The organism is Arthrobacter sp. KNU40 (genome assembly GCF_051515115.1).
Classification (GTDB): domain Bacteria; phylum Actinomycetota; class Actinomycetes; order Actinomycetales; family Micrococcaceae; genus Arthrobacter.
In genome coordinates, this window is the sequence record NZ_CP195850.1 from 982,083 (window position 1) to 1,008,840 (window position 26,758).

29 protein-coding genes are annotated in these 26,758 nt (G+C 62.4%); 21 read left to right on the top strand and 8 right to left on the bottom strand.

All coding sequences use genetic code 11. The features are described 5' to 3' along the window. Positions 1-56: 56 nt before the first annotated feature. A complete protein-coding gene (locus ACSKT0_RS04635; protein WP_437772713.1) occupies positions 57-377 on the bottom strand; it encodes a hypothetical protein in 321 nt (106 codons plus the stop codon). A gap of 133 nt (positions 378-510) precedes the next feature. On the opposite strand from ACSKT0_RS04635, the gene ACSKT0_RS04640 reads away from it, so the two are divergent. Both ACSKT0_RS04640 and ACSKT0_RS04645 read left to right on the top strand, forming a co-directional pair. After that, positions 511-1,038 carry an AAA family ATPase gene (locus tag ACSKT0_RS04640; protein ID WP_437772714.1) on the top strand — a complete coding sequence of 176 codons (528 nt, stop codon included), beginning with the start codon at positions 511-513 and terminating at the stop codon, positions 1,036-1,038. A gap of 59 nt (positions 1,039-1,097) precedes the next feature. Continuing rightward, the gene (locus ACSKT0_RS04645; protein WP_437772715.1) at positions 1,098-1,601 is read left to right on the top strand and encodes a mycothiol transferase; all 504 of its coding nucleotides are present in this window, start codon (positions 1,098-1,100) and stop codon (positions 1,599-1,601) included. Positions 1,602-1,610: 9 nt separating this feature from the next. Here the strand turns inward: ACSKT0_RS04645 and ACSKT0_RS04650 are convergent, their stop codons facing one another. Then, positions 1,611-3,032: an MFS transporter gene (locus tag ACSKT0_RS04650; RefSeq protein WP_437772716.1), complete on the bottom strand. Its 1,422-nt coding sequence runs from the start codon at positions 3,030-3,032 to the stop codon at positions 1,611-1,613. Positions 3,033-3,147: 115 nt separating this feature from the next. On the opposite strand from ACSKT0_RS04650, the gene ACSKT0_RS04655 reads away from it, so the two are divergent. The 13 genes from ACSKT0_RS04655 (at position 3,148) to ACSKT0_RS04715 (ending at position 16,125) form a co-directional block, all read left to right on the top strand. After that, the gene (locus ACSKT0_RS04655) at positions 3,148-3,696 is read left to right on the top strand and encodes a TetR/AcrR family transcriptional regulator (RefSeq protein ID WP_437772717.1); all 549 of its coding nucleotides are present in this window, start codon (positions 3,148-3,150) and stop codon (positions 3,694-3,696) included. 234 nt (positions 3,697-3,930) lie between these two features. Next, complete coding sequence (locus ACSKT0_RS04660) at positions 3,931-4,845, top strand: hypothetical protein (protein WP_437772718.1); 915 nt, start codon at positions 3,931-3,933, stop codon at positions 4,843-4,845. 200 nt (positions 4,846-5,045) lie between these two features. Beyond that, complete coding sequence (locus ACSKT0_RS04665) at positions 5,046-5,357, top strand: hypothetical protein (RefSeq protein ID WP_437772719.1); 312 nt, start codon at positions 5,046-5,048, stop codon at positions 5,355-5,357. An 83-nt stretch (positions 5,358-5,440) separates the two neighbouring features. Then, complete coding sequence (locus ACSKT0_RS04670; protein WP_437772720.1) at positions 5,441-6,808, top strand: MFS transporter; 1,368 nt, start codon at positions 5,441-5,443, stop codon at positions 6,806-6,808. Between the two features lie 209 nt (positions 6,809-7,017). Then, the gene (locus tag ACSKT0_RS04675) at positions 7,018-9,579 is read left to right on the top strand and encodes a LuxR C-terminal-related transcriptional regulator (RefSeq protein WP_437772721.1); all 2,562 of its coding nucleotides are present in this window, start codon (positions 7,018-7,020) and stop codon (positions 9,577-9,579) included. Between the two features lie 257 nt (positions 9,580-9,836). Further along, entirely contained in the window at positions 9,837-10,208 is a 372-nt protein-coding gene (locus ACSKT0_RS04680; protein ID WP_437772722.1) for a hypothetical protein, read from the top strand. 177 nt (positions 10,209-10,385) lie between these two features. After that, positions 10,386-10,826 (top strand): hypothetical protein, encoded by a 441-nt coding sequence (locus tag ACSKT0_RS04685; protein ID WP_437772723.1) that lies wholly within the window; start codon positions 10,386-10,388, stop codon positions 10,824-10,826. A gap of 113 nt (positions 10,827-10,939) precedes the next feature. Beyond that, a protein-coding gene (locus ACSKT0_RS04690) for an IS3 family transposase (protein ID WP_437771182.1) occupies positions 10,940-12,153 on the top strand; the annotation gives its coding sequence in 2 pieces (ribosomal slippage) (positions 10,940-11,201 and positions 11,201-12,153; 1,215 coding nt in all). Positions 12,154-12,248: 95 nt separating this feature from the next. Further along, positions 12,249-12,692 (top strand): hypothetical protein, encoded by a 444-nt coding sequence (locus ACSKT0_RS04695; RefSeq protein ID WP_437772724.1) that lies wholly within the window; start codon positions 12,249-12,251, stop codon positions 12,690-12,692. A 179-nt stretch (positions 12,693-12,871) separates the two neighbouring features. After that, positions 12,872-13,477, top strand: a complete 606-nt coding sequence (locus ACSKT0_RS04700) for a DUF1326 domain-containing protein (protein ID WP_437773967.1) — start codon at positions 12,872-12,874, stop codon at positions 13,475-13,477. Next, positions 13,474-14,304, top strand: a complete 831-nt coding sequence (locus ACSKT0_RS04705) for a DUF2182 domain-containing protein (protein ID WP_437772725.1) — start codon at positions 13,474-13,476, stop codon at positions 14,302-14,304. Before ACSKT0_RS04700 ends, ACSKT0_RS04705 begins: the two co-directional genes overlap by 4 nt. A 144-nt stretch (positions 14,305-14,448) precedes the next feature. After that, positions 14,449-14,616: an ester cyclase gene (locus ACSKT0_RS04710; RefSeq protein WP_437772726.1), complete on the top strand. Its 168-nt coding sequence runs from the start codon at positions 14,449-14,451 to the stop codon at positions 14,614-14,616. A 99-nt stretch (positions 14,617-14,715) separates the two neighbouring features. Next, a complete protein-coding gene (locus ACSKT0_RS04715; RefSeq protein WP_437772727.1) occupies positions 14,716-16,125 on the top strand; it encodes a hypothetical protein in 1,410 nt (469 codons plus the stop codon). 13 nt (positions 16,126-16,138) lie between these two features. On the opposite strand, the gene ACSKT0_RS04720 is transcribed toward ACSKT0_RS04715, so the two are convergent. Then, on the bottom strand, positions 16,139-17,470 hold the full coding sequence (locus ACSKT0_RS04720) for a DUF2254 domain-containing protein (protein ID WP_437772728.1): 1,332 nt from the start codon (positions 17,468-17,470) through the stop codon (positions 16,139-16,141). Between the two features lie 108 nt (positions 17,471-17,578). Here ACSKT0_RS04720 and ACSKT0_RS04725 point away from each other — a divergent pair, with 108 nt between their 5' ends. From ACSKT0_RS04725 to ACSKT0_RS04735, 3 genes are all read left to right on the top strand, one after another. Next, positions 17,579-18,118: a flavodoxin domain-containing protein gene (locus ACSKT0_RS04725; protein WP_437772729.1), complete on the top strand. Its 540-nt coding sequence runs from the start codon at positions 17,579-17,581 to the stop codon at positions 18,116-18,118. Between the two features lie 101 nt (positions 18,119-18,219). After that, complete coding sequence (locus ACSKT0_RS04730; RefSeq protein WP_437772730.1) at positions 18,220-18,783, top strand: YceI family protein; 564 nt, start codon at positions 18,220-18,222, stop codon at positions 18,781-18,783. A gap of 158 nt (positions 18,784-18,941) precedes the next feature. After that, positions 18,942-19,757 (top strand): hypothetical protein, encoded by an 816-nt coding sequence (locus ACSKT0_RS04735; RefSeq protein ID WP_437772731.1) that lies wholly within the window; start codon positions 18,942-18,944, stop codon positions 19,755-19,757. Between the two features lie 87 nt (positions 19,758-19,844). On the opposite strand, the gene ACSKT0_RS04740 is transcribed toward ACSKT0_RS04735, so the two are convergent. Next, the gene (locus ACSKT0_RS04740) at positions 19,845-20,513 is read right to left on the bottom strand and encodes a response regulator (RefSeq protein ID WP_437772732.1); all 669 of its coding nucleotides are present in this window, start codon (positions 20,511-20,513) and stop codon (positions 19,845-19,847) included. A gap of 228 nt (positions 20,514-20,741) precedes the next feature. On the opposite strand from ACSKT0_RS04740, the gene ACSKT0_RS04745 reads away from it, so the two are divergent. From ACSKT0_RS04745 to ACSKT0_RS04755, 3 genes are all read left to right on the top strand, one after another. After that, the gene (locus ACSKT0_RS04745) at positions 20,742-21,599 is read left to right on the top strand and encodes an ABC transporter ATP-binding protein (RefSeq protein WP_437772733.1); all 858 of its coding nucleotides are present in this window, start codon (positions 20,742-20,744) and stop codon (positions 21,597-21,599) included. An 83-nt stretch (positions 21,600-21,682) separates the two neighbouring features. Then, a complete protein-coding gene (locus ACSKT0_RS04750) occupies positions 21,683-22,480 on the top strand; it encodes an ABC transporter permease (protein WP_437772734.1) in 798 nt (265 codons plus the stop codon). Between the two features lie 67 nt (positions 22,481-22,547). Then, on the top strand, positions 22,548-23,654 hold the full coding sequence (locus tag ACSKT0_RS04755) for an ABC transporter substrate-binding protein (RefSeq protein WP_437772735.1): 1,107 nt from the start codon (positions 22,548-22,550) through the stop codon (positions 23,652-23,654). 360 nt (positions 23,655-24,014) lie between these two features. Here ACSKT0_RS04755 and ACSKT0_RS04760 read toward each other — a convergent pair whose 3' ends face one another. The 4 genes from ACSKT0_RS04760 to ACSKT0_RS04775 all read right to left on the bottom strand — a co-directional run bounded on the left by ACSKT0_RS04760 (position 24,015) and on the right by ACSKT0_RS04775 (position 26,756). Next, positions 24,015-24,266 carry a hypothetical protein gene (locus ACSKT0_RS04760; RefSeq protein ID WP_437772736.1) on the bottom strand — a complete coding sequence of 84 codons (252 nt, stop codon included), beginning with the start codon at positions 24,264-24,266 and terminating at the stop codon, positions 24,015-24,017. A gap of 244 nt (positions 24,267-24,510) precedes the next feature. Then, positions 24,511-25,485 (bottom strand): aldo/keto reductase, encoded by a 975-nt coding sequence (locus ACSKT0_RS04765; protein ID WP_437772737.1) that lies wholly within the window; start codon positions 25,483-25,485, stop codon positions 24,511-24,513. A 128-nt stretch (positions 25,486-25,613) separates the two neighbouring features. Then, positions 25,614-26,162, bottom strand: coding sequence for a hypothetical protein (locus tag ACSKT0_RS04770; protein ID WP_437772738.1), 549 nt, complete (start codon positions 26,160-26,162; stop codon positions 25,614-25,616). A gap of 60 nt (positions 26,163-26,222) precedes the next feature. Continuing rightward, entirely contained in the window at positions 26,223-26,756 is a 534-nt protein-coding gene (locus tag ACSKT0_RS04775) for a hypothetical protein (RefSeq protein WP_437772739.1), read from the bottom strand. Positions 26,757-26,758: the final 2 nt, after the last annotated feature.

Consider the following 26,758-nt stretch of genomic DNA (forward strand, 5'->3'; position numbering starts at 1 on the left):
CCTGCGCTGCCAATCGACGTCGCGCAAAGCGAAACAAGGAAAACAGGTCCCAAAAATCAGGTGTTGAGGTCCCAATGAACCCTGATCGCCTCGGCGACCGGGCCGGTGACGTCGATCTGGAAGGCAACGGGTGCGGTTCCCGTCTCTTCAATGACGGTGTCGTGGTAAACCCGGCCGCATGACGGACACAAAGTGTAGAGGTCCTCATCGTCGGGCCACGGAGCCAGCCCTGCGGGGACCGGCTCGGTTGCTCCGCTGTACACCGGGACGCCTTGAGAGTTGGCCTGAATCAATCCCTCTTTGCTGACCGTGTTTCCGCACAGGCAAGTGATCGTCGTGACATCGTGACCGATGACATCGGCAAATTCAGTGTCCATTTGAGCTCCCCGGAGTCGGAAGAGACGTTCTGCTTGTAGCTTATGCCCGTGATCGCCTCCCGTCGCTGCCAGTTTGGCCGCGCCTTGATTACGTGGACGGGGGTGGGCCCAAGCTTCAGCCTAGACTCCTTGGATGGCTACGGATCTTGAGAGTGTTTTCCTCAATGGCACGGTTGGTGCCGGCAAGACGACCACGGGCGAAGCCTTGCACTGGCTCCTCGCCGACGACGGAATCAGCAATGCCGTGATCGACCTCGATGAGTTGCGGCGGAGCTGGCCTGCGCCTTCATCGGACCGGTTCAACCACGAGCTGGAACTGAGGAATCTTCAAGCTGTCGCGGGGAATTATCGTGACGTTGGCGTACGGAGGTTCATTTTGGCAGGAGTGCTTGAGCAATCCACCGAGGTGGATCGCTATCGTGCAGCCCTCGGTGGAGGAAAACTCACCGTGATCCGGCTGGACGCGTCAATCGAGACTATCCACGAGCGGCTCAGGAACCGCCACGAGCCGAACAGCCGGGAGCTGACCTGGCACCTGGATCGCAGCGTGGAGCTCGATGAAATCCTGACCGGCGCTCGACTCGAAACACATGTGGTGGCGACGGGACCGCGAAGCCCAAAACAGGTTGCCCAGGCAGTTCGGGCTCTGGTTGGGTGGTAGGAGCAGCCAAGCCCGGCGGACCCATGGAGCCCGTCGACAACGCTTAGTGAGGGGACGCGATGAAATCCAACGAACTGCTGCAGGATGCCTTTGGCCGGATCCGTGACACCGTGGCCGCCACCCTTGAAGGGCTCGACGACGGCTCTCTGGTCCGTCGGCCCGCCAGCACCGGAAATTCGATTGCGTGGTTGATCTGGCACCTCAGCCGGGTGGAGGACGTCCAAGTCGCCTCCGCCGCCGGCGTCGAACAGGTGTGGACTTCGCAGGACTATGCTGGCCGCTTCAAGCTGCCGCTGCCCGAGCGCGACACCGGCTACGGCCACTCGAGCGATAAGGTCGATGCGGTTCAGGCCCCGCCGGAGCTGTTGCTCGAATACTACGACGCCGTCCACCGGCAGACGGTTGCGTTCCTGAAAACTCTCGGGGACGAGGACCTTGATCGCATCGTCGACACCCGCTGGGACCCGCCCGTCACTCTCGGCGTGCGGTTGGTCAGCACTATTGCCGATTGCCTTCAACACGTGGGGCAGGCCGCCTATGCCAAGGGCTTAGGCGGCCTGTGAGCGCACTCCTCATACCGCTTTCCGGGGTTTGAAGACCAACCCCACGACGACTGCCAGTGCGAGTGCGGAAAGGACGGTTGCCGACCAGAACCCGGCCCGTCCGCCGGTCAGGAAGTCGCCGGGGATAGCGAAGGCCGCGTAGATCGAAGCCACAATGGCCAGGCCGACGGCGCCGCCCAGTTGCTGCATTGTCTGGAAGAGTCCAGACGCGGACCCTGCGTGCTCCGGTTCGACGTTGCGCAGCGCGAGCGTCGTGAGCGGCATGAACGTCATGCCCGCCGAGATTCCAGTGCCCAGAAGTGCAAGCAAAACAAGGGCGAACGGGGTGTCCGTGTTCAGTTGCGTCAGCGGCAAGAAGGCGACGACGCGAAGGGCGGTGCCGAAGATGACCAGCCGGACGGCCCCGAAGCGCTCAAGTAGACGCGGGACGATCCGCGACATCGCGAAGATGCTCAACGGCATCGGCAGGAACGCGAGCCCGGTGACCATGGGCGTGAGGTGCAGATCGTCTTCGAGGTACTGGACCATGAGGAAGAACATCGCCAGCATCCCGCCGTAGGTGGCCGCCATCGCGGCGAGCGCCGCCACTCGGCTCGGGCTGCGCAGCAGCTGTGGACGGAGCAGTGGGTGGGCGAACCTCCTCTCGGTGACGGCGAGCACTGCGATAAGCGCTGCCCCGACCACCAGGCCGCCGATCGTGCGCGGGCTGGACCAGCCGACGTCGCCCGCTTGAATGAGACCCCACACGATCGCGACGGCGCCGCCCGTCGCGGTCACCGCTCCGAGGATGTCAAAGCGGCCGGGCCGCCGGGGAGTTTCCGCGACGAGGCGCGGCACCGCGATGAGGACCACGACGCCGATCGGCACGTTGATGAAGAGGGTCCACCGCCAGCTGGTGGTGTCGGTGAGCAGTCCGCCGAGGATGAGCCCGAGCGCGCCACCCATTGAGGCAATGGCGGAGAACAGGGCGAGCGCCCGGTTCCGCGCGCCGTCGTCCTTTGCGCTGGTGGTGATGAGCGCGAGGACGCTCGGGGCGGCGAATGCGGCGCCGAGGCCCTGGAGCGCGCGTGCGATGACAAGGAGGAGGGGCGAGGTGGCCAGGCCGCCAAGCAGTGAGAAGAGCGTGAAGGCTGCGACGCCCACCAGGAAGGTGCGACGGCGGCCGACGACGTCTCCGATCCGTCCGCCGAGCAGCAGGAGGCCGCCGAAGGCGACGGCGTAGCCGTTCAGGACCCAGCTGAGCTCGGCCCGGTCGAAGTGGAGGTCGGTGGCGATGTGGGGGAGCGCGACGTTCACGACGGTCGCGTCGAGGACAAGCATGAGTTGGGCCAGCATGACCAGCCAGAGGCCAATGCTGCCGGCGCGGCCGCGCGGATTTCCGCTGGTCAGGGCGATCCCGGCGGGTGCGCGTGTGGCGATTGTGGGTGTCATTGGAGGTGTCCTGTTCTAGCCGAGAGGGCTGACGTACACTAAGAGGAGAGATGCTCCGTTTAGAACTATACGGAGACTCTCTCCGTTTTGCAATGGTGTATTGAAAGGTGTTTCTGTGCGCGCTGACGCTCAACGCAACCGCGATCGGATTGTGGAGGTTGCACGTGCGCTCTTCCGGGTCAAAGGCTACGAAGCCGTTTCGATGGACGAAGTCGCCAAGGCGGCCGAGGTGGGACCCGGTACGCTCTATCGGCACTTCCCGACCAAGGAGTCTCTGTACGACGCGGTCCTCGAAGCATGGGCAGAGAAGGTCAACACCGCCGTCGACCGCGCCCTTACCCTCGACGCCCCTGCGCGGGAGCGGTTGTTGAATTGGCTCACCGATTATGCGTCGATGCTGACCGAGCACAAGGGTGCCGCCGCGCGGATTACCGCAGCGCTGGGCGACCCGGGTTCACCATTTGCGGCAAAGTGCCAGACCTACCTGGGCGCCAATCAGCGCGTGATCGAAGCGTTGGACTCGGCCTTGCGCCCTGGAGTCGATGCAATGCAGATCAGCCGGCTCGTCGGCGGCGTGGCTGCAGTGGTAGATAACAGCGAACTTCCGGCTGATGCAGCAGCATCGATGCTCGCGGTAGTCGCTGACGGACTAATCGCTCCCTGACGCGGTTCAGCGCTGGGCTGAGTACTCCAGCATCTGAGCTGTACTCCAAGTGCGCCACGTCACTTACTCGCAAATTCGTTAACCAAGTCCAGTAGAGATCACTCAAGGCTGCCCAGAAGCCCGTCCGTAGGATCCGTAGTGAGCCGAAGATGGCTCACTGCCATTGCTTTTGGGATGCAATGTGCGGCAGTACCAACCCCGGCAGGGCCCTGAACCATGCCAAGGACGCACATCATGAAAACTGCAAAACTCATGGCCGTCGCTTGCCTCTTGCTTGCTTGGACAGCCACACCATTCTCCGCCGCGAATGCCGCACCGATGGATGCTTCGGGCATTGTTTTGGGCAGCGACATTTCCTGGCCCCAATGCGGTGGCGGACTTCCTGGGGGCCAGGCGTTCGGGATTGTCGGCGTGAACGACGGCCGTCCGGGCACCGCGAATCCCTGTTTCGCCGAGCAGCTGGGCTGGGCCAGCGGCTCGGCGGGCGGGACAAGCCAACCGGCGGCCGCCTTGTACGTCAACACCGCCAATCCCGCCGAGTACGGCGGGTGGTGGCCGGCATCCGATGCGGACGTGGGCATGAGCCGTCCAAACCCGTATGGGAGCTGCGACGGGACGGCTTCGCCGGCGTGCGCCTACCTCTACGGTTACGGCATCGCGTTCGACGACGTCAATCATTACGGCGTACCCGACCCCACCAAGCACATGTGGTGGTTGGACGTGGAGACCGGAAACGCGTGGTCCTGGGACACCATGGCCAACGCCGCGGATATTGAAGGCATGGCCGCCTACCTGCAAGACATTGGAGCGGCGGTGGGGATCTATTCAACCTCGTACCAGTTTGGAGTAATCGCCGGTCAGCTTCATCCCGACAGCAACCTGAACGGGCTCAAGAGCTGGCTTGCTGGAGCAGCGTCTCCGGAGTCGGCAGTGGAACTCTGTTCGGCCCCGCCACTGACGGCCGGCGGCGTGGTTGCACTGACCCAATTCACCACTGACTTCGATTACAACCACTCCTGTATTCCGCCGGCACCGCCACCACCCCCGCCACCTGCTCCGGCAGTGGCCCCGCCGAAGCCCCCGGTCCCGACGCTGACTACAGACGCCAGCGGTAAGCGGAAGCCGGTGCTGTCCGTAGCGCAGAACTGACAGTTCCCAGCCGAGGTTCGCAGCCTGGTCTAGCTCTGCTCCACTGCAAGATTTCCCCAAGATTGACCTAGTTTGCCCCGTCCGGAGCTGTAGCTAAGTAATTTCGATCCGGGGGACGAACGGCATGGCCGATAACTGAGGTTGACGGGCGACTCCCGAAATTGTTACTCGCAGCGACAAAGCAGTCGAAAGGTGTCAAAATGTCTCAGCCAAACTATAACCAGCCGTATCAGTACCCGAACTACCCGAACGTCCAGCAGAACAACTCCCTCGAGCACTTTCAGGGGAGCAAGTTCAAGGAAAAGTCGATAATCTTCGGGGTCATCGGTTTCTTTTTCCTGGGCATTGTTTTCGGGCCCCTGGCGATTGCCAATGCAAGGAAGGCCGAAGCCCTGCACCACTCGGCAACCCTGGGGAAGGTCCTTGGGTGGATCGACACCATCGCTTCGGTATTGGGCCTTTTGGCCTTCCTTCTCATTTTCCTTCCGGCGGCGTTCGGCGGGGGACACTAGCGCGCCGGCCCTGACGGTTCCCAGCCGAGGTTCGTGACGCGTCGTTTCGTGACCTCAGGCAACGATGGACCAGACTTAGGGACGTGAACAACAAACCCCGCCCCGGCCTAGCGATCGCTGCACTGAGTCTCGGGACGGCGCTTAATCCGTTGAACTCGTCGATGATCGCTGTCGCGCTGGTGGTCCTGCGCCAGGACTTTGCGCTCGACGTCGCCACGGTCACCTGGGTGATTACGTCCTTCTACCTCGCCTCGGCCGCTGGCCAGCCGCTCATGGGCAGGCTCGCAGACCGCTTCGGTCCGCGGAGGTTGTTCACCTTCGGTATGGCGGTGGTCGCCATTTCCTGCCTTTTGGCGCCGTTCTCGCCGAACTTCGCATTGGTCTGCGTGGCTCGAGCGCTCATGGCGGTGGGGACCGCGACGGCGTACCCGTGCGCCGTCGTCATGGTTTCGACGCTCAGCCGGCAGGCGAACATCAGCTCCACCCGACCCCTGGGGCGCATCCAGATGGCGAACACCTCGGCCGCTGCGGTGGGGCCCGTCGTCGGCGGCCTTCTGGTGAGCTTGGTCGGCTGGCAGGCGCTGTTCGCGATCAACGTGCCGATCTCGCTCCTGGCCCTGATCGTGGTGCGGAGGGTGGCACCGCCCGACGTCGGACGCGAAAGCGGCAAGCTGTCGGCCCTCCTCCGCGATTCCGACATTCCGGGCATCCTGGCGTTCATCGCCTCACTGACGCTCGCAATGATGGCGCTGCTCAACGTGATGCCGGCCTACCGCTGGTGGTTCATCGCCGTCGCTGTTGTCCTGGCGGGGCTGTTCGCATGGCGCGAGTTCCGGTTCAGTCCGCCGTTCCTGGATTTGCGGCTGCTCGGGCGGAACCGGCCGCTGTTGCTGTTGTACTTGGGTTTCGCGGTGTTCAGCGCAGTTTACTATTTTGCCTTCTTCGGGCTTCCGCAGTTGCTGCAGCAGGCTGGAAAGTACGACGCCGGCGTCGTCGGCCTGCTGATGCTGCCTCTGGCTGCCATGTCGGTTTTCGTAACCCCGGTGGCGGTGCGGTTCATTGAGCGGTTCGGCGTGCGGTCCGTGATGATCGCCGGCGTCGTGCTTTTGGCCCTGGCTTCCTGCGCCCTCGGGGCGCTGACGTTGTCCTTCTGGCCACCACTGGTGCTCATACTCACGGCGTTGATGGGTGTTCCGTATGGCGTGGTCAGCACGGCGTCCAACCAAGGTTTATATGTGTCCGCGCGGCCCGAGGACAGGGGAGTGGCAGCCGGGATTTTCCAGACGTGCAGATACCTCGGGGCCATCACGGCGACGGTTCTTATTGGTGTGCTGTACGGGCCCGGGGTCAACCAGGCGAACTGGGGGCTCATGGTGTTGGTGATGCTGGGGCTGAGCGGGGTGGTGTTCGTGTTGGCCCTGGCTTGGCGGAAGCCGGGGGCAGTGGGATAGGTCCACCTTCACCACTCATTTTCAGCGCAACGCACACTCATTTTCAGTGCGATGCACACTCAATTTCTGTGCAATGCATACTCAGCGATCATTTTCGCCCGTAGCGTTGGATAGATTGTCAGGCTAGGGCTCTGGGGCGCTCTCCTCAGATTTGGAAGGCCACTAGGCTCTCATTTCAAAGCTGGGGTGTCTGCGTGAGGAGTTGGGAAGTGTTCGAAGAGGAAGTCCGACGGGCACTTGACTACGTGGCTCGCGGTGTCAGTGTCCGGATCGTCGGCGGCCCCGGAAGTGGAAAATCAACGGTCCTGCAGTCGATCGCCGCTGGGCTCGAAAAGGCCGGGTTCACGGTCTACAGCCTCTCGGGTTCGCGGCTCCTGAATGAGACGCCGTTCGCAGGGATTGGCGCACTCGGACTGGAAGGGCGCGGACAAGAGAATGGGCCGCTAGGAGTCGCGAACGTGCTCGCCGAACAGTTGGCGCAGCGAGGCCCCCGGGCAATAGTCGTTGATGATATCGATGAGCTCGACAAGGAATCAGCGGCAGTCATTGACATTGTTCAGGGGCGGACGCAACGGCCGCTGGTGGTGACGATGGACGATGCCCCGATGGACTCAGGGGTCTCCGTGTTCACGCCTGCCCGATGGCCGGAGACAACGATACGACTCAGTCCACTTCACTACGATCAAGTCAATAAACTCCTGGCCCAGACGCTCGGTTCGCCGCCGGACGTGGATTTGACCACCGCCGTGCTCATGAAATCTGGGGGCAACCCGCGGCTCGTGGTCAGAATCGCCCAAAGCGCGGAGCTGAGCAAGCAGCTTGTCCTCCATGACGGACAGTGGAGAATGGGTGGGCGCACACTCTGGAACGAATATCTCCAGAGCACCGTCCAGGAACTCCTTCATGGACTAAGCACCGATGAACGGACGGCTTTGCATACCCTGTCCGTGGTGGGAGCCCGGCCGCTGGGGTCCCTGAAGCCAGTAGTTGAGGCAGATGTCCTGGACAGGCTCGAAATGCGGGGGCTGGTTGCACTCACCGAAGACAGCGCTGGAGCCATGTGGGCAAGCGTCAGTCCCCACATTGTTGTCGACCATTTCCGCGACCATCACGTCCGATCCTCCCGCAGGGTGCTGGCGGATCGGAGTAACCGGGAGATCGATTCCCATGACCCGCCGGTAAAGAGTTCCTCGCCTGAACTTCTGGCCGAATTGATCCGAGACCTGCGGAGTGAAGCCGGCGGCGGCACCGCTGCGACGCAGCATTTCCAAGAACAGCTACGGGAACTGGAGGAATCACAATTCAGCGTCTGGGAGTCCGAAAAGACCATGTCCAACGCAGCAGCGTTCCTCAAGTTCTACTGGGGCGGCCCGATCGATCCCTCACGCATCGAACAAGTCTTCAGCGAAACTGGGGCGGCTGGCGCTGATTCCGGCGATCACTTCTTCTTCGCCATGACCCGGGCGCTTTGGGCCATCGTCAGCGGCGGGGAAGCATCTGCTGCGACGGGCATACTCCAGGCGATCGGCCAAGCTCACCCCGATTGGGAGGCAGAAGCCCAAGCGTTCGCGCTCTACCTCGAGGCGTCCTTCGACCGAATGCCCTCAAACCTCGACGAAACCCTGGACAGGCTCCGCAGCCGCCACCACGAGAGCGGCGTTCTGCCAGTCATCCGGGGCATTCTGGAGCTCTACCGCTTCGACGCCCAGGCTGCCCTCCGGGCCCTTGATTCAGCAGACGGCTTCGGCCTTGCCGCAGGCATGGAACCCTTCGTCCGCGGACTCGCGCTCCATTTTGCCGGCCACGGCGAAGAAGCAATGATCTTCTCCCTCAGCCAACGTGCCGCGGCGCGGCGCCGCCTTGATCAGTTCGGCTTCGTCGCGAGCAGCTACGTTGCGGTACTGGCAATGACACAACAAGGACTCAGCAAGGAAGCTGACTGTGTAATGACTAGCGTCTTCGCGCTCGGCCGGCCCGGCTTTCTGGTGAGCTTCCTCCACGACGCGATGCTCAGAATCGCCGGCCTTCGCGCACTGGCCGGCCCCGGCAAGAATGCCGCCTCCCTCGGGATCCAGGCACGCAAAGACGTCGCTGACATTGGGCCCCTGCCTGGTACCGGCAAAGCGGTCTATGAGCTCGTTTCCCGGAAATACGCCGATCCAGCCGACTTTGACGAAAAGGCTGCGGACCTTCTGGAACAACAGCTGGACCGCGGTTACATCACCGAAGCCGTGTATGCCTCATTGTTCATGTTGTCCCTCTACCCCGGACACAAGATCCTGGAGACTACGCAACGGCTACTGCAGGAAAACGGCGTGAGCACCCATGCCCAGTTCCTCGCCATCGCCGGTGCCATTCGTGACCGCGACCACCAACTGCTAAAAATCCTCCTGGACCAATACGAAGCCGACTCCGACCTTCCCGCAATCACGAGGCTCCTGAAAGGCGTGGTGAAGGGTCACCTCCTCAAACGCCGCCGGGGGTTGGCCAAGACTTTTCATCAGATCATCTCAACTTTCGAAAACCGCTTCCCGCCACAAGGGGTGCAACTGACCCTCGACACGGGAGGGCATCCCCAAGGTCTGACTCCTCGAGAGAGGGAAATCGCCATCCTGGCAGGCAGCCAACGCACGCCTGAAATCGCTGTCCTCCTGGGGATCAGTCCGCGGACCGTGGAAAACCACATCTCCAGAGCCCTAGCCAAGACCGGAACCACCACGCGCCAGTCCCTTCATGAGCACGCTCGAAACTCCCAAACAAAGCGCGGATAGTTGGACAACCGGCTGCGTGAGTCCGGGCCCTGCCTGGGTTGGATCTTGAAGCACTCCCTATCTAAGAGTGTCAAGTGTTTTGCTTCTATTGAGTGATGAATGCTCGAAATTGAGTATGCGCACACTTCAAATTGAGTGGTGCAATAGTCAAAATTGAGTAGTGGCAAATCTTGCACAGATGCATCGACCAATTCTGGTTTTTGACTTTAAAATTTTAGCCTTCCGACAGCTATTGATCTTTAAATTGATTCCAAATATTGTTGCTGCTGAACAAGCCTTTTGCTTATATTTTTGGGGGATCCGTAATGTTCGATTTCCGAAAGATTCTTGGCTCAATCGCGCTTTCTTCAGTGTTGGCATTTTCGGGCATAAGTGCTGGCACCGCCGCCGCGCCGACTTCGAGCGTTGCCGGCGCCGTGGTGGATGCAACCATGGAGCCGCAGGTTGCCTTTGTTTGGAACGTCTGGCAAGACAACTTCTACAGTAAAGAGACATGTAAAAGGGCTTCCTTCGCAGTCCTAAGCATGCACCGCTATATTCTCAACTACGACTGTCGTCAGAATCGTCCGGGCACCTTCAATGCCGGCCGCTGGTCGCTTTGGGTTTGGGTGCCTGATTCCGTGAGGTAACCACGTCCTATGAATAGCAACAGATCATCAAACAGCGGCCAGCTGTTACTTCCTGTCCGAGACGGAAGCTTGGTCGAAGTGCGCGGCCGTCTGTTCACGGGGGCCGACGGACACGCCTATGTGCGGCCGAGAATGCACCCTGATGAACCGCGTGTCGGTTTGCCCGAGCAGGCTCAAATGGACACAACAACACTAAGAATCAGGGTCACGGGCCTTGCGATGGGTGACCCGGGGCTTGGGAGGCTGGAGAGTTCTTGGCACACAATTCTTGGCGTCTTAAGAGGTACGACCATCGAAGTTGACGCTGTGCTCGATGCTCCTGCGGAATGGCTCGACTCGTGGGAGGAAACGGACCCGAGATACGCAGAGGCGAAGGCTGGTACTCCGTCGGAGTGGTTCCTTAGTCCGGACCGCCAGAAGCTTCTGGAAGGAATCTTTGCCAGCTTTGATGAGCACAAGGACTTCTATCCTCTTATTTCATTGGGACTTAACGGCACCTACGAAGGCACCTTCCGCGCCACGCTGTACATGCTGGCGATCAACGAAAGTTTTGCATCGTGGGCAGGCAACTTCAGCGCCGATGACCTCCTTGTTCGATCGTTCGTGAGGGCCCTGTAGCTAAGGGGGTTGTTGTGCGTTGGAGAAGCAATGCAGGCATAGTTTCCGCGATGCTGCTCCCCGGTGCGGCCGTATGGTTTTGTGAGACAGCTTGATGGGAGCCTCAGTTTCAGATGACCACCCGCAGAAAGACATACGACGCCGCGTTCCGGGAGGAATCGGTTCGACTGGTTTTGTCTTCGGACCGGCCGGTGAAGCAGATCGCGCAGGAGATCGGGGTGAAGGAAAGCACGCTGGGAAACTGGGTACACAAGTCCCGGGACAAGCAACCGGACACCCCTGCCCAGCCCGAGGACCGGGGGCCGGTGGCGTGGGATGAACACCAGAAAGCGCTGGCCGAAAACGCCAGGTTGAAGGCCGAGGTCGAGTTCCTGGGAAAAGTCAGCGCCTTCTTTGCCGCGAAGCAAAAGTAGAGGATTTCTACGAGTTCATCGAAGCGGAGAAGGCCAACCATCCCGTGGTGTGGCTATGCCGGAAATTGAACGTCTCCCGGGCCTCCTATTACCGGTGGCGCAAACCTGCCGGCCCTTCACCGCGCACCGTGCGGCACGGGGAGCTGGTCACCGCGGTCACCAAGCTCTACACGAAGGAGTCCGGGCGTGCCGGGCGGGACCAGCTGACCCGGCTCCTGAACGCGGCCGGGACCAAGGTCTCCGCCCCGACCGTGGGGGCCATCATGCGCGAGCACGGCCTGCGGGCCATCCGCACCCAGGCCTGGAAAAAGACCACGCTCCAGGACCCGCAGGCCAAGACCGCCCACATCCAGAACCACATGCTCGATGACCAGGGCAGGCGCGACTTCACCTCCGCGGTGCCCGGGACCCGGCTGGTCGGGGACATCACCTACCTGCGCACCGGCGAGGGCTGGCTCTACCTGGCCACGGTCATCGACCTGTTCTCCGGGATGGTCATCGGCTGGGCCATGGCCGAACACATGCGCGCCAGCCTGTGCACCGCGGCCCTGCGGATGGCCCGGAACCACGGCCACCTCATCGGCGGCCCAGTCGTCTTCCACTCCGACCGGGGCACCCAGTACACCTCGGAGGAATTCCAACGATGGTGCGCCCAGAACGAGGTCACCCAGTCCATGGGCAAGGTGGGGGTGTGCTGGGACAACGCGGTCGCCGAGAACTTCTTCTCACACCTCAAGACCGAGTTCTACCACCACCACCGCTTCGGTTCCAGGCTCACCGCACGGACCGCCGTGATGGACTACATCGAGGGCTGGTACAACCGCCGCCGACCCAACCGACGGGCCGGCGGCATCCCGCCAGCCACCGCCCACGCAAACCACCACACCAGCGTCCAGGAACCCCTGGCCGCCTAACCAAAACAAACAACGAAAATGTCTCAAAAACTTGACGACCGCACGGGGCCGCGTTGACTGCGTGCGACGGAAACGTCCAACACCATGCCGGCCCCATGAAACCTACCGATCCGGTTCATAGTGCGGAAACGGTCCCGCAAGACGGGGCGCTGTCGTCAGCGGCAAGCCTCATCACCAAAGAGTTGAGCGGCGACCCCAAGTTCGGGTCAGTCGCCCTTGAGCAGGGGAAGCTCGTCATCATGTGGCACGGCCCGGAGAACGACCGCATCGAACGCTTGCGCGACCAACTCCCTGGCGTTGACATTTCGATCCGTTCGGCAGCATGCGTTCCGGGAACCGTCACGGCCCGGGCGGGAACCCATCTGACAGAAGATGCAAGAGTCAGGGTCGTCGGGATGGCCAATGACGGATCCCATGTGGTGGTCACGGTTTCAGAGGGCGCAGACAGCAGTGCCCTGGCTGCCGCTTATGAAGCCTGGCTCGGCGGTCCGGTCCGCCTCGAAACGGGGGACGTGGTCCCGGCCACGGGGTCGCCCTGAAGGGCTTCCTTGGGAGGCTCGCTCTTTGGTTTAGCAGAGCTTGTTGACACCCCTATCGGGTGGGAATAATCTCTGCCTTACGAGGTTCGTGGTCTCGGTTTGAGTGTTTTCGGCGCTGCCTCTGGGGGAGCTCCGCTAGTCGAATGAACTAGCGAGGAGAGTCCTCAATGTCTTGGGAAATGTCCGGAAAATATGTTGCTAATTGCAGTTGCGCTTTGATCTGTCCCTGTCCGGTAGACGGCAGGCCCAACAGTGCCAACGGCGAGTGCCGCGGAGTGGCAGTGTTCCATGTTGCGAACGGGAAGCTCGATGACACCGACCTTTCGGGTGTCGACTTCGCCTTCGTCAATTTCTTCCCGTCGAACCTGACCGCGGGAGGTTGGAAGATCGGCGTCGTGGTCGATGAAGGCGCTTCCGACGGGCAGGCGACCGCCCTCGAAAGCATCCTGCACGGTGAGGTCGGCGGACCGTTCGGGGATCTGGCGGCCCTGTATGGCGAATGGTTGGGCGTTCAGCGGGCCGGCGTCACGTTCTCGGATGGCGATAACCCGTCCGCCTCGGTGGGAGACAGTGTGAACTACACACTGGAAACGCTGCCCGGCCCGGGTGGCAGCGTCACCACAGTCAAGAACGCGATGTACGCCTTCGCTGCCGACTACATGATCGGAAAGGCGCCGGGGCACTCGGATCTCTTCGGCCTGGACTTCGACGGGATCTACGGCGAGAGCGGAGAGTTCGCCTACGCAAGCGAAATGGCTGAAGGCGCCCCCAAGGGTAGGGCATGACAGCCGGGAACCTGCCTCGTAGAAAGTTGAATCGGGGAGCTGTGGCGGGCGGTACGCCGCGCGCCACAGCCTTTAACTTGGATCCACGCGAGGCCGGTCTGGTTGCTGTGTTGCTGATCCTCGCGGCCGTGAGCTGGATCGTTTCTGCCGTGCAAACGGCGGGGATGGACATGGGGCGTTGGACAGATCCGGGGCCGCTCGGCTTCTTCCTCACCACCTGGGTGGTGATGCTCGCGGCGATGATGTTTCCGTCGGTGGCGCCCATGGTGGTTGCTTACGCCAGGATCACCCACCACCGTCGGGAGACCGGTCGCTATGCCCCGCCGGGTTCCACGGCAGTGTTCGTGGCCGGCTACCTCATCTCCTGGACGATCTTCGGCCTCGCCGCGTACGCGCTCTACGCACTTGTCGCGTCCCTCATCCCCGGTTTGTTTGTCTCCGATCCGGGCGGTCGCTACCTGGCGGCCGGCGTGATTTTTGTGGCGGCCCTCTACCAAGTCACGCCAGCCAAGAACGTCTCCTTGATGAAATGCCGGACGCCGATGGACTTCATCCTGCGCCGCATCCGCTATGGACGCCTTGGCGCGCTGCGCCTCGGACTCGAGCACGGCGCGTGGTGCGTCGCCTGCTGCTGGGCGCTGATGGTGGCACTCTTCGCGCTCGGCGTGATGAGCGTCGGCTGGATGGCTGTGGTGGGGGCGTTCATTGCCTTGGAGAAGATGCTTCCGTGGAAGCGGATCGCCAACCGATTGGTCGCCGTCGCGCTCGCCCTGATCGCCGTGGCGATCGCCTTTGCGCCCGCGATGGCGCCAGGAGTCGGGATGTAAGTGCGGGGGGAAATGGGACGGTCTCACTCATAAGGGAGTCAGAAATGACTGATGGTACTGGACTGATCGGGCGTTTTTACAATCAAGGTCAAGACGATAGAGCCGTGGCTGACTGACGGACACTTGGAGGCGTGCCACGTGGTTATGACGGGTACGCACCGCGGTGACATGGCGGGCGTTCCAGCGTCGGGCAACAGCGTCGAATTCTGCGGGACCGACATCATTCGCGTCGAGGACGGCAAGGTTGCCGAGCACTGGGGATCCACTGACACCCTCAGCCTCATGCAGCAGATCGGCGCGATTCCCCAGTAGCGATTCCGCAATAGCGTCTCCCGCCCGCGCTCCTAGCTGCGGGCGGGAGGCATTCGGAGGTGAGCCGGGAAGTCTGGTCGGCAGCTCGATAAGGCTGTCATGGAACCGGAGATCGCCGTGAAAATTCCGAGCGGAACGTCCCCCGGAGGTGGACTGGGAAGAGGTCTGCGTTCCCGCACCGCACTGCTATTGGCGTTTGCCTTCGCGGTCATGGCCGACCCTGTCTCCTCTGTTGCGTACGCGATCGAAGCGGCTCTGCGCGCCCTGGACGGCGATTTGGCGTTGCTCGTCCCGGCGATGATCTTGGTGGTGGCAATCGTTGCCTTGGTCATCGTGAACTACCGACAACTCGTCGCGCGCTACCCGAGAGGCGGTGGGGCTCCGGCCGCCGTGGGTGAGGCCTTCGGAGATGGCTGGTCCTTCATCCCCATTGGTGCGCTGGTGGTGGATTTCCTGCTCACTATCGCGATCAGCGTCTCGGCCGGGTCCTCGGCGGTGATCGCCTATTTTCCCGCTCTTGCTCCCTGGCGTTTACTGCTCGGGCTGGGCTTGGTGGTCCTTGTCGGTGCCGCGACCTGGTTCGGTCACCTTGGCAGGTTGGTCTTCGCGGCGATGACAATGGCCTTTATCGTCGTTTCCGTTGTCGTCCTTCTCTACGGCTTGGGCGCAGCACCTAAACCGGTCAGCGCGATCGCCGGCGTTTCCGGGCATCCACCTGTCCTTGCCGTGGTGCTTGCGTTCCCGGTCGCCATGGCCATGGCCACCGGTGTGGAAGCGGCGACCTCGGCGGTTGCCCAGCTCGGGCAGCTCGACAATGACGGGAAGCGACGTTTCGGGCAGCTCACTCTCTGGCTGACTCTCGCGATCGTCGGCACCATCACGCTGGGCCTCGCCTTGGAGGCCGCGCAGCTGCACGTCGGCATTCCGCCGAAAGACAGCACGCAGATCGCCGAACTCGCCCGCCTCGCTGCGCCGGCGCCCGTGTTCGCCGCCTTCCAGCTCGTCACTGCCCTGCTGCTGCTCTCAGCGGCTTCCTCGGGATTCCAGGCGGGACCGGGCCTGCTCAAAGCCCTGGCGCGCCACATCAACCCCCACGGTGAGACCGTCGGCGTCCTTCCGCTCTCCCTGGGCCACACCAACCAACACCACACTCCCTATTGGGGCGTGGCTGTGTTTATCGTCCTGGCCGGTGCGGTGACCGCCATCGCCGGTGCCAACGACCAGGAGCTTGTCCTGTTCTACGCCGTCGCAGTCCTCCTCAGCTTCCTCGGCGGCCTGGTCTCTATGGCACGTTTGGCCCGCAAGGACCGCCAGCCGGGAGTCCTCATCCTCAGCACTGTCGGGGCCCTCGCTGTGGCATTCACCCTCGTTGCCAATCTCTCCCGCGGCTTCCCCATCGTCAGCCTCGCCGCCGCCCTCGCCGTCGCAGGCCTCCTCTACCGGCTCTGGACCAAAGCAGGACGCCCCCGCGGCATCCGCAATGTGGCCGCGGAAGCAGAATTCGATTGACGTCCGCACCGAGCTAGCTGCCGGCGTCGCTCCCGTCGTCGGTGTCGTCGAAGGCTTCGAGCAGTGCCGCGCCCTCCGCGAGGAGGGGTTCGCGATCGGCCGGCTGGGCCACGAGCCGGGTCACGTCGCTCATGAGGGTCTCGATGTATTGCCGCACGACGGCGTGGTGGGCCGCGTCGCCGAACCACACGAGCTCACGGCACACGCGCAACAGGGCCCTGACGACGCGAGGCTCGTTCGCTCCGTACCGTCGGACCTGTCCGAGAGCCAGATCCACGAGATAGGCGAAATCGCGGGCCGGGACGTGCAGCCTTATGGTGCCTTGCGCGTCCGCCACCGCCCGCGGCCCGTGCTGCCGGAGCGAGAGGGCAGCAAGGATCGAGGCGAGATGGTCCACCGCTTGGTTCGCGGTGTAGGGATCGTTGATGGCGGGCGAGAGCGCCTTGGACGCGACGTCGGCGAGTTGCCGGATCCCGAAGGCGACGTCCTGCTCGAGGGTCCGCTCGTAACCGATTCGTACGCTCTGGGCGAGCGCCCGGCGCAGTTCAGTGCCGCCGTCGGGCGCAAGCCGTGCGCCCTCGCCCGTGGCCTCCCACACCCAGGCGAGCGGGGAACCCGCGACGACGTGTCGGCCGATCATGGGCACCATCCGGGCAGTGAGGTCCCGGCTCGCGAGCACCCCGACGAACGCCTCGACATGGAAGGCCTGAACATATCCCGATTGCGGTACCAGCAAAGCGGTGGCGCCGGGCGGCGGGTTTGGCATGCGGATTCCGGGATCCCCAGGGACGAAGGACCGCTCGATCACCTTGAGGGTGGCCTTCTCGACGCCCTTCATGACTTGGTCCACCTGGATCGAGTGGGACAGATGGTGGGCGAAGAAGACGAGCATGACCATGCTCACGAACAGCAAGAGGAGTGCGCCGCTTACCGCGAGGCGAGGGTAGTCCTGGGTGCGCTGTCCGGCGGCGATGCCGACCGTATAGAGGCCCGCCGTGCTGTAGGCGAACGTGGCGACGAAGGCGCTGAGGGTTACCTGGTTGGGGATGTCGCGCAGGAAGTTCCGCAGCAGCCGCGGGCTGAACTGCGTCGACGCGAGTTGCAGTGCCACGACGGTGAGGCCGAGCACGACGGCGATGACAGTCACCATGGTGCTCGCGATGCCGATGAGCAGGTTCCGCGCGTCGTCGGACGTCCCTTGGAAGAGGAGGACGGCGAAGGGTGAAGTGGCGTCGAGCTGAACCGCGGAAAGGCCCGCGCCCGCGATGATCGCGACGACGACGGCGCAGGTCGGCATCGCCCACAGGGCACTCGCCAGATACTCCCGAACGGCATCACGCCTCACATGTGACACTCTCTGCCGACGGTCCTCGTCAGTCAAGGGGATGCGTGTTGAATACCGGGAGGACCTTGGACCCTAGAGCGGCCGCCCGGAGCCGGGACAGACTGGCATATGGCCAACATCTATATTGCTTACGGGACCGTTGAGGGACAGACGGCCCAGATCGCTGAGTATATTGCCGACGTCGCTCGGGGCCACGGCCACGAGGCGCAGACGGCGGACATCAAGAAGTCCGGGGATACCCTGCCGGAGGGTTACGACGCCGTCGTGGTCGGTGCATCCGTCCATGTGGGGAAGCACGAGGGCTATGTGCGGGACTTTGTACGGAAAAACACCGCCGCGCTTCAGCGCATCCCCTCCGCGTTCTTCTCAGTCAGCCTCGCTGCCCAGGGCGATGAAGTGAACGCCGAGGGTTATGTGGAGAAGTTCGAGGAGGAGACGGGATGGCGTCCGGCCCACGTGGGGCTCTTCAGCGGCGCCCTGCTCTACACCCATTACGGGTTCCTCAAACGCGCCATGATGAAGAAGATCGCCCGCGACAAGGGCAGCCTGGACACGGATACCTCGCGCGACTACGTCTACACCGAGTGGGACGGGGTGAGGCGGTTCACTGAGGACTTCGTGGCTGGATTGACTGCTCCCGCAGCCTAGGCAGGGCCGGGGGGCGCCGGAAACCTTGACTTCACGCCGAGGCTCAACAAGGGTGGAAGGGATCGATCCAAGCGAATTCTTTCGAAACAGGAGATCCAACAATGACTCTTCCCACAGGTTTGACTTCCGGCACCTGGTTGCTGGACATGTCCCACAGCGAGATCGGCTTCAGCGTCCGGCACGCCGGCATCAGCAAGGTCCGCGGCCGCTTCACGGAAGCCAGCGCCGAGGCCCGCGTGCGCGAGTCCCTGGCCGACGCGTCGCTCCACGCAACCGTCAAGACCGCGAGCTTCGACTCCGGCGATGCCAACCGTGACGGCCACGTCCGCGGCGCCGACTTCTTCGACGTCGAGAAGTTCCCGGAGATGACCTTCCGCGCCACGAGCGTAGAGGGCGACGGCGAGGACTACACCCTCACGGGCGACCTCACCATCCGGGGAATCACCAAGCCGGTGGAGCTGGAAGTGGAGTTCACCGGCGTCGCGGTTGATCCTTTCGGCGCGACCCGCGCCGGCTTCTCCGCCGAAACCGAAATCAGCCGCAAGGACTTCGGACTGACCTGGAACGCAGCTTTGGAGGCCGGCGGTTTCCTGGTGAGCGACAAAGTGAAGATCAACCTCGAGGCTGCCCTTGTGAAGCAGGCTGAGCCCGTAGCAGCCGAGTAGCCGCGGGGCACGGTAGCGGGTTCCGGCAGTTGACCCTGCCGGAGCCCGCTCGTCCAGTCGATTGAGGTCTTGTTCGGAGAGTTCGACGGCGGTGTCCCCAAGTTCTCGGCCGGAAGTTCGCGCATCTTGGTGCAGGGAGGGTGGGCGTACTATGGGCCATGGCGCGTTTTGGAATGAAGATGGCATGCACGTTCCTGGCTCTTATTGGACTGTCGCTCGCGGGCATGGCTCCCGCAGCAGCGGCCGCACCGACGCGGACTACGGACTTGGTCGGCAACGATGTTTCCTGGCCACAGTGCGGCAAAACCCTCCCTGCGGGGCAAGCCTTCGCGATCGTGGGCGTGACCGGCGGCCTGGCCAATAACACCAACCCTTGCTCGGCCCAGCAACTGGTTTGGGCGGCTGGCTCAACGGGGGGAACAGCGCAGCCCAAGGTCGCCCTGTACGTGAACACTGCCAACCCAGGACTCGCCGGCTCATGGTGGCCGTCGTCGAACTCCTACGCAGGCACGCAGGTCGCCAATCCTTACGGGACGTGCGGCGGCGGAGTCGATCTTGCCTGCTCCTACATGTACGGCTACGCGAAGGCCTATGACGATGCCACTATCCGCGGCGTGAACAACCCCGGGAACTACTTCTGGTGGCTGGACGTGGAAACCGGCAACAGCTGGCAGACCAACACCGCACTGAACAGGGCCGACCTAGAAGGAATGGTCGCCTACTTCACGAGAATCACCTCCGGCGCTGCCGGTACAGGTGTCGGGATATATTCGACGGTCAATCAGTGGGCGATTATTGCCGGAACCGTGCCCGTCGGCAGTCCGCTCGCTGGGCTGCCGAGTTGGCTTGCCGGTGCCAAGACCTTGCGCGGAGCGAAGTCCAATTGTTCTTCGCCCGGCCTTACGTCTGGAAGCCAGGTGTCTGTGACCCAGTACGTGGCTGCCGGAGTCGACTACGACTATTCCTGCCCCTGAGGAGGCTCGCTCGCGCTGGCGAGACCGCGGTGGCCGCCAGGTTCCAGGCCAGGCGTTTGCGCTTCTTGGAGACCGGCAGCTCCCCGCTCAACTCACAGTGTAAGAGTTGAGCGGGCGGCCGGTGCTGCCATACGTCAGGTCCAAAATGAGAAGCCCTTTTTGCTCCAGGACACTGAGGTAACGCTGGGCCGTCGGGCGGCTGACACCTAGCTGCCCGGCGATCTCAGCGGCGCTGATGGGACCCCCGGCAGCGCGGACGGCGTCGAGCGCTTTCTGCATGGTGGGCTGCAGGCGCGGCGCCGGAGCAGCGGTCCTGACCCCGGCCGAGCGCGCGTTGTAGAGGCCGTCAATAGTCGCCTGGTCGGCAGTTGAAGCGGAATCCAGCTCCTGCCGCCAGATCCGGTAAGCCTCCAACTGCGTGCGCAGCCGGTCAAAGCTGAAGGGCTTGACCAGGTAGTAGACCGCGCCGCTCGTCATCGCTGACTTGACGGTGGCCAGATCCTGGGCCGCGGTGATGATGATGCAATCGACGTCGGTTCCAGCCGCCTGCAGGGACCGCAGCATGGAGATCCCGTCCTCGTCCGGAAGGTGTACATCCAGCAAGAGCAAGTCCGGGTTGAGGCGCTCTATCGCCTCCCGAGCGGCTGCGGCGCTGTAGACCTGACCGACGCATTCGAAACCGTCAACCCTTGCCACGCGGGCAGCGTGGATTCCGGCGACCCGGAAATCGTCGTCGACCACCAATGTCTTAATCAACGTCTGCTCTCCTGTCCTTGTCCGCGACGATGCGGGCATTTTCCCGTTAGTTGAAGCGACGGCAGAAAACGCACAAAACGTGCACTTTTGCGGCTAAGGCGCACAACTTACTGAAGACTTCTGGCCCGGATGATCCCTTCCTAAGCTTTACATAGTTTCAGTGATCCACATCACTAATTCGTCGGACTCCCAAGGAAGGGATCCGTAAGACAGAGAGGTCTTAGCGTAATGAATGCTATCCACCCCAACCGGCCGCCCGGGGCCCCCGAGAGGGCTGAGGACGCCGCGGGCATCGACATTGTCGGATTGACCAAGCGTTACCTCACTCCCAAGAACGAGACCTTCACTGCCATCCGCGATGTGACCCTGAGGGTCGAACCCGGCCAGTTCTGCGCGATCGTCGGACCGACGGGCTGCGGCAAGTCGACCACCCTGGCCCAGGTTTCCGGCCTCGAACGGCCAAGCGCCGGTTCGGTGAGAGTCCACGACCAGCTCGTTGACGGCATCACCAACGGCGTCAGCTACATGTTCCAAGCGGACGCGCTCTTCCCCTGGAAGACCGTCCTCGGGAACGTCTTAATCGGCCCGGTCCTGCTCGGGACGCCCAAGAAGGAAGCCACCTTGCTCGCAAGGGACTGGCTGCGCCGCGTGGGCCTGGCCGGCTTCGAAGACCGTTACCCGCACCAGTTGTCCGGCGGCATGCGCAAGCGCGTCGCCATGGCGGCAGCACTGATCAACAACCCCCGGATCCTCCTGATGGACGAGCCGTTCGGCGCCCTCGACGTGCAGACCAAGGCCATCATGCAGAACGAGCTCCTGCAGCTCTGGGAGGAACTGCGCCCCTCTGTCCTGTTCATCACGCACGACCTCGACGAGGCCGTGGCGCTCGCCGACAAGGTGGTCATCATGACCAGCAGCCCGGGCACGATCAAGGATGTCTTCGACATCGATCTGCCCAGGCCGCGTGGAGATGTCCAGAAGATCCGGCACGAGGAACGATTCCTGGAGCTGCAGGGCCAGATCTGGGAGTCCCTGAAGGACGAAGTCACCCGCGCCTACAAGCAATCGGCGGGTGCAGCAGCATGACAACCACAATCAGTAGAGGTGCTCCCGTGCAAGAGCAAGAAAAAGCACAAGCGAGTGAGCTTAAGAATTCCGCCCGGCGTGCCATGAACCGCCGTACCACGTGGGTCTGGGCCGGCCGTGCCATCCTCGCCGTCATCGTGATCGGTGGCTGGCAGTGGTTCACGACCGAGGGCTGGGTGGACAAGTTCTTCTTCGGCCAGCCGACCGAAATTTGGAACAGCCTGGTGGATCTCTTCACCAAGGGCACGGCCTTCGGCACGATCTGGGAGAACCTCTGGGTCACCATGCAGGAAGCCATCTACGGCTTCGCGCTCGGAACGCTCGTCGGCGTCGTGCTCGGAATCCTTCTTGGCTCGAACAAGTACCTGTCCGAAGTTGTCGGCCCGTACATCCGGATCGTGAACTCCATCCCCAGAATCGTGCTCGGCTCGATCTTCATCGTGGCTTTCGGCCTCGGCGTCTTCCCGAAGGTGCTGCTCGCAGCGGTCCTGGTCTTCTTCGTCGTCTTCTTCAACGCTTTCCAGGGTGTCCGTGAAGTCGACCAGAACCTGGTCGGAAACGTTCGCGTCCTGGGAGCATCGCCGCTCCAGGTAGCGATCCACGTGACCATTCCCTCGGCAATGACCTGGATCATCGCAAGCTTGCACACGGCGTTCGGTTTCGCGATCATCGGTGCGCTTGTTGCTGAAGTGCTCGGCGCCCAGCAGGGAATCGGCCTCATCATCAGCCAGGCACAGGGAACATTCGATCCCAATACGGTCTTCGCCTGCATGGTGATCATCGCAGTCATCACGCTCGGCGCGGAATACCTCATCGCACTGCTAGAGCACACGCTGCTCAAATGGCGGCCACCAAACCGTTCCGAAGCACAGGCGATCTGACGCTCGCCGTCTTCCATTCCACTTACCCCAACGCTCGAATCCTCAAAATAGAAGGAAACGCACAACCATGATGAAGAACAAGATCTACGCCGTCGGCGCTGCCGGAGTGATCGCCCTGAGCCTCGCGGCGTGCGGCACCAGCACCGCAAGCAGCAACGGCGCGGCAAGCGGCGGTGCTTCCGCGGACACCGCCTCGATGCCCACCGTGAAGATGATGGTCGGCGGCATCGACAAGCAGATCTACCTGCCGTACCAGCTCGCACAGCAGCTCGGCTTCTACGAGAAGTACGGCGTCAAGATGGAGCTTTCCACCGAGTCCCAGGGTGGCGTCGGCGCCGAAGACGCAATGGCATCCGGGCAGGTGGACATGGCCGGTGCGTGGTACGTCCACACGGTCGACTTCCAGTCCAAGGGCAAGAACGTCATCAACCTCGTGCAGCTTTCGAGTGCACCGGGCGAACGCATCATGTGCAGCCCTAAGGCGAACGTGAAGACGGGCGCAGACCTCAAGGGCAAGACCGTCGGCGTCACCGACCTCGGCTCGGGAACCGATGAGCTCACCCAGTTCATCGCTGCGAAGGCCGGACTCGCGAAGAGCGATTACCACACGATCGCCGTCGGCGCCGGTGCAACCGCAATCGCGGCAATCCAGCGCGGATCCGCTGACTGCGTCATGACCACCCAGCCGACCGTGGGCGCCCTTGAGAACAAGAACCTCGCCGTTTCCGCGATCGACCTCGCCACCTCTGACGGAGCCAAGGCAGCGCTTGGCGGCACCTTGCCGTCGGCCGGCCTTCTGGCCCAGTCTGACTGGGTCAAGACCCACGAGGACGCAGCCCAGAAGGTCGTCAACGCCCTTGTGGACACGATGCACTGGATCAGCACCCACTCCGCCCAGGAAATCGCGGACAAGCTGCCCCAGTCCTACGTCCAGAACAGCACCATCTCCAAGGACCAGTACGTCGCCGCGCTGAACCAGGACAAGGGTCAGTTCCTCCCGGACGGCATCATGCCTGCAGGTGGCCCCAAGACGATCTTCGCCGAGGAGAAGACCATCGGCGTTGACACCTCCAAGGTCAACATCCCCGACACGTTCACCCAGAAGTACGCCCAGGCCGCGCTCAAGCTCGAGGGCTACACCGCCACCACCACCCCTGCCGGCAACGACGGCTAATCCCTACCCCCTATAGCTAGCCCCCAAACGATCGGCCTGCGTGGTAATCCACGCAGGCCGATTGTTTTGTTTGGGGGTACAGGCGATCTTCATCTTGGTTGGGTATTGCGCTTGAATCTTGTTCTGCTGACCGTCCAGACAGTGATCCAGAGCAGAATGACGAGGATCAACGTCTCGGTCCCGTTGGGAGCAAAACCGAACAGTCCCCAGATAACGTATGGAACGACGAACACAAGTAAGCCTGTTGCTACAGCGGCAAATACAACAGCACGACCAGACATCTTGCAGACCTCCCTAACGGCCGTCGATGCTTCCACGCAGGCCGATCGTTTTGCTTCCGGTGCTTGTGGACCCGCGGCGTTAGAGCTGCCGTGTACTGCTTCGATCCCTCTTTTGCCATTCCTCGGATCTGAAGAAACTTTCCAGCTCCGGTCCTGCATTCTCCGAGATACGTACGTCGTCATCGGTCATGTCAAACAGGGGAAGATAGCCTTTTTGTTCCGCCAATTCATTCGCTATCACCAAGACCGACTTTTCTTCGGCGGACACTGACTCGCCACCGATCGCACGCTGTGCAATGTGCTCGCACCCGGAAATTTGCAGTATGACCATGAGGTCGAAGTTCCTGAGCTCATGCTCATGCCAGATGCTCTTCAGTTGGAGAGGCCCGATGGTGTTCCTGTCCCCGGCTCTGCTTTCATGGCTCGTCGTGGGATCACTTCGCCGAGCAGAAGCAGTTTCCTTACGAGGCGCATGTTGATCTCCATCAGGGAGCAGGCATTCCAAAACCGGACGAGCGGTTTGTTTAAACTAGGCCATAACGCTCCCACGGGTCAACCCTTGGGAGCGTCTGGATTTACGTGTCGATGCTGGCCATGTTGGGGTAGCGGTCCCCGGCCGTGGACCCAGCCGGGGCCAGTTCGTCGAGGCGCTTCAGGTCCTCTTCGGAGAGTACGACGGCGGTGGCCGCCAGGTTTTCTGCCAGGCGTTCGCGCTTCTTGGTGCCGGGGATCGGGACGATGTGGTCGCCTTGTGCCAGCAGCCACGCGAGGGCAAGCTGCCCAGGCGTGCATTGCTTCTGGTCAGCGAGTTCCTTCACCCGGTCCACGAGCTCGAGGTTGCGCGTGAAGTTGTCGCCTTGGAAACGAGGGGAGTGCCGGCGGTAGTCGTTCTCGGCGAAGTCCGCCTCGCTGCGCAGCTGTCCGGTCAGGAACCCGCGGCCGAGAGGGCTGTACGGAACGAACCCGATGCCCAGCTCGGCCAGGACCGGGAAGACCTTCGTTTCGGGCTCCCGTTCCCAGAGGGAGTACTCGGTCTGCAGCGCCGTGATCGGATGCACGGCGTGGGCCCGACGGATGGTGTCCGGTGCGGCTTCGGACAGTCCCAAGTGCCGGACCTTTCCGGCCTGGACCAGTTCGGCCATGGCGCCCACCGTGTCTTCGATGGGTACCGTCTTGTCTACGCGGTGCTGGTAGTACAGGTCGATGTGATCCACACCGAGGCGTTGCAGGCTGGCGTCGCAAGCGGAGTGGACATATTCGGGCCTGCCGTTGACACGCAGGAAGGATCCGTCCTCGCGGCGTTCGTTCCCGAACTTCGTGGCCACAACGACGTCGTCACGGCGGCTGGCGATGGCCTGGCCGACGAGCTTTTCGTTGGTGAAGGGCCCGTACATGTCGGCGGTGTCCAACAGGCTGCCGCCCGCGTCGAGGAAGGCGTTGATGGTGGCAAGGGACTCCCGGTCGTCCCCTTCGCCGTAGAACTCACTCATGCCCATGCAGCCGAGGCCGAGAGCAGAAACGGTCAATGAACCAAGCGTGCGGATTTCCATGGGGTTCTCTCCTATAGGTGGCAGAACGTGCTGGATAGCAGGACGGTGCTCAGAGAGGGGTGCGGGTAGGGCCACTATAGGCACGTCGGGGGAGAGTGGACAACGTTGAGGCAGGGAGAGCGGCCAAGCTACTGAATGGCAACTTCGGATTGGCCGAACAGTTCTGCATCGAGCTGGTCGAGGGCTTCGGGATACCCCGCCACATCGATGGGTCCGCGTGTGGTCTGAAGTGAAACCACTCGGAAACCAGGGCCGAAGTTGACTGCCGCGAAATCCCACAGTTCCAAGTGCCTGCGGGTCGCCGGTGTCCGGCCATTTACGAGGAAAGTAGCTGGATTGACCCATGATCCGTCTCGAGACTCGTTTGCCACGAAGTCAACTAGCGGTGCGCGGACGGAAAGCAGGCCCCGCACCCAGCCATTGGCCACGCCGCCGGGCAATGGTTCGGGCGAACGAATCCAGAATTCCGTCCACCCGCGCCGTCGCCATAGCTTAAACCTGAGTCGATTAACTACGCGGGCTACCACTAGGGAAACGATCCAAGTGGCCACAAAAGTGATAGCGAATATGGGAATCGAGCTGGGCTTTGCGCCATCGAACACAAGGAGGACGATCGAGCCCGAACCTACGAGACCGATCGTCAGCAGATGCTTGATCCTGGCTTTCTTCCCGGTCATGCCACACTATAGTCCCGGGTCCCACGCGTTGTCCCAGACATGGACCCACGCGAGAACCGTCTAACCGCCGAAGCGCTCAGCGAAGTCCTTAGCTGATTCGATGGACTCAATCCCGATGATCCAACAAAACACTGCAGCGGCAAGCGCGATGAGCAGGAAAACCGACGAGGCTGTGATCCAAAAGACCTCTCGCGGCAGGTTAAGAATGGAGCGCACCGACGCCATATCAGCCATTGCCGGAATAGCGACGGACGCTGCCATCACCCACTGGCGTTTGGCGATCTCGGCCCTGTAGTGCGAGCCGGATTTGTCGTCTGGATCAAAGTCGAACCCGAACCAGAAGGCAACGAACGTCGACACCGCCGTCAGGCACGGAAGCGCGAACGTAATGCCTATCCAGACGGCCCCGTTTCCAGATTTCCCCATATCCATCATCCAATCACCTCCGCCTCCACGGATCGGAACGGGCCGCAGACCGCTGCGGGAAAGTAAGTTGGTGTTGGAACACGACATGCCGTCCGGCCAAATCGACCGGCAAAAGGGAATCAGGAAACGACAAATGAGCGAAACCGCGCTGCATGCTGCGAAGGTCAATC

Bases quoted from the DNA above. Each gene is read 5' to 3' on its own strand.
- ACSKT0_RS04755 (WP_437772735.1), top strand. From the start codon at position 22,548: ATGATGAAGAACAAGATCTACGCCGTCGGCGCTGCCGGAGTGATCGCC.
- ACSKT0_RS04750 (WP_437772734.1), top strand. From the start codon at position 21,683: ATGAACCGCCGTACCACGTGGGTCTGGGCCGGCCGTGCCATCCTCGCC.
- ACSKT0_RS04650 (WP_437772716.1), bottom strand. From the start codon at position 3,032: ATGACACCCACAATCGCCACACGCGCACCCGCCGGGATCGCCCTGACC.
- ACSKT0_RS04710 (WP_437772726.1), top strand. From the start codon at position 14,449: ATGACGGGTACGCACCGCGGTGACATGGCGGGCGTTCCAGCGTCGGGC.
- ACSKT0_RS04730 (WP_437772730.1), top strand. From the start codon at position 18,220: ATGACTCTTCCCACAGGTTTGACTTCCGGCACCTGGTTGCTGGACATG.
- ACSKT0_RS04760 (WP_437772736.1), bottom strand. From the start codon at position 24,266: ATGGTCATACTGCAAATTTCCGGGTGCGAGCACATTGCACAGCGTGCG.
- ACSKT0_RS04765 (WP_437772737.1), bottom strand. From the start codon at position 25,485: ATGGAAATCCGCACGCTTGGTTCATTGACCGTTTCTGCTCTCGGCCTC.
- ACSKT0_RS04705 (WP_437772725.1), top strand. From the start codon at position 13,474: ATGACAGCCGGGAACCTGCCTCGTAGAAAGTTGAATCGGGGAGCTGTG.
- ACSKT0_RS04665 (WP_437772719.1), top strand. From the start codon at position 5,046: ATGTCTCAGCCAAACTATAACCAGCCGTATCAGTACCCGAACTACCCG.
- ACSKT0_RS04695 (WP_437772724.1), top strand. From the start codon at position 12,249: ATGAAACCTACCGATCCGGTTCATAGTGCGGAAACGGTCCCGCAAGAC.
- ACSKT0_RS04770 (WP_437772738.1), bottom strand. From the start codon at position 26,162: ATGACCGGGAAGAAAGCCAGGATCAAGCATCTGCTGACGATCGGTCTC.
- ACSKT0_RS04700 (WP_437773967.1), top strand. From the start codon at position 12,872: ATGTCCGGAAAATATGTTGCTAATTGCAGTTGCGCTTTGATCTGTCCC.
- ACSKT0_RS04685 (WP_437772723.1), top strand. From the start codon at position 10,386: ATGGACACAACAACACTAAGAATCAGGGTCACGGGCCTTGCGATGGGT.
- ACSKT0_RS04660 (WP_437772718.1), top strand. From the start codon at position 3,931: ATGAAAACTGCAAAACTCATGGCCGTCGCTTGCCTCTTGCTTGCTTGG.
- ACSKT0_RS04725 (WP_437772729.1), top strand. From the start codon at position 17,579: ATGGCCAACATCTATATTGCTTACGGGACCGTTGAGGGACAGACGGCC.
- ACSKT0_RS04745 (WP_437772733.1), top strand. From the start codon at position 20,742: ATGAATGCTATCCACCCCAACCGGCCGCCCGGGGCCCCCGAGAGGGCT.
- ACSKT0_RS04715 (WP_437772727.1), top strand. From the start codon at position 14,716: ATGGAACCGGAGATCGCCGTGAAAATTCCGAGCGGAACGTCCCCCGGA.
- ACSKT0_RS04640 (WP_437772714.1), top strand. From the start codon at position 511: ATGGCTACGGATCTTGAGAGTGTTTTCCTCAATGGCACGGTTGGTGCC.
- ACSKT0_RS04735 (WP_437772731.1), top strand. From the start codon at position 18,942: ATGGCGCGTTTTGGAATGAAGATGGCATGCACGTTCCTGGCTCTTATT.
- ACSKT0_RS04645 (WP_437772715.1), top strand. From the start codon at position 1,098: ATGAAATCCAACGAACTGCTGCAGGATGCCTTTGGCCGGATCCGTGAC.
- ACSKT0_RS04635 (WP_437772713.1), bottom strand. From the start codon at position 377: ATGGACACTGAATTTGCCGATGTCATCGGTCACGATGTCACGACGATC.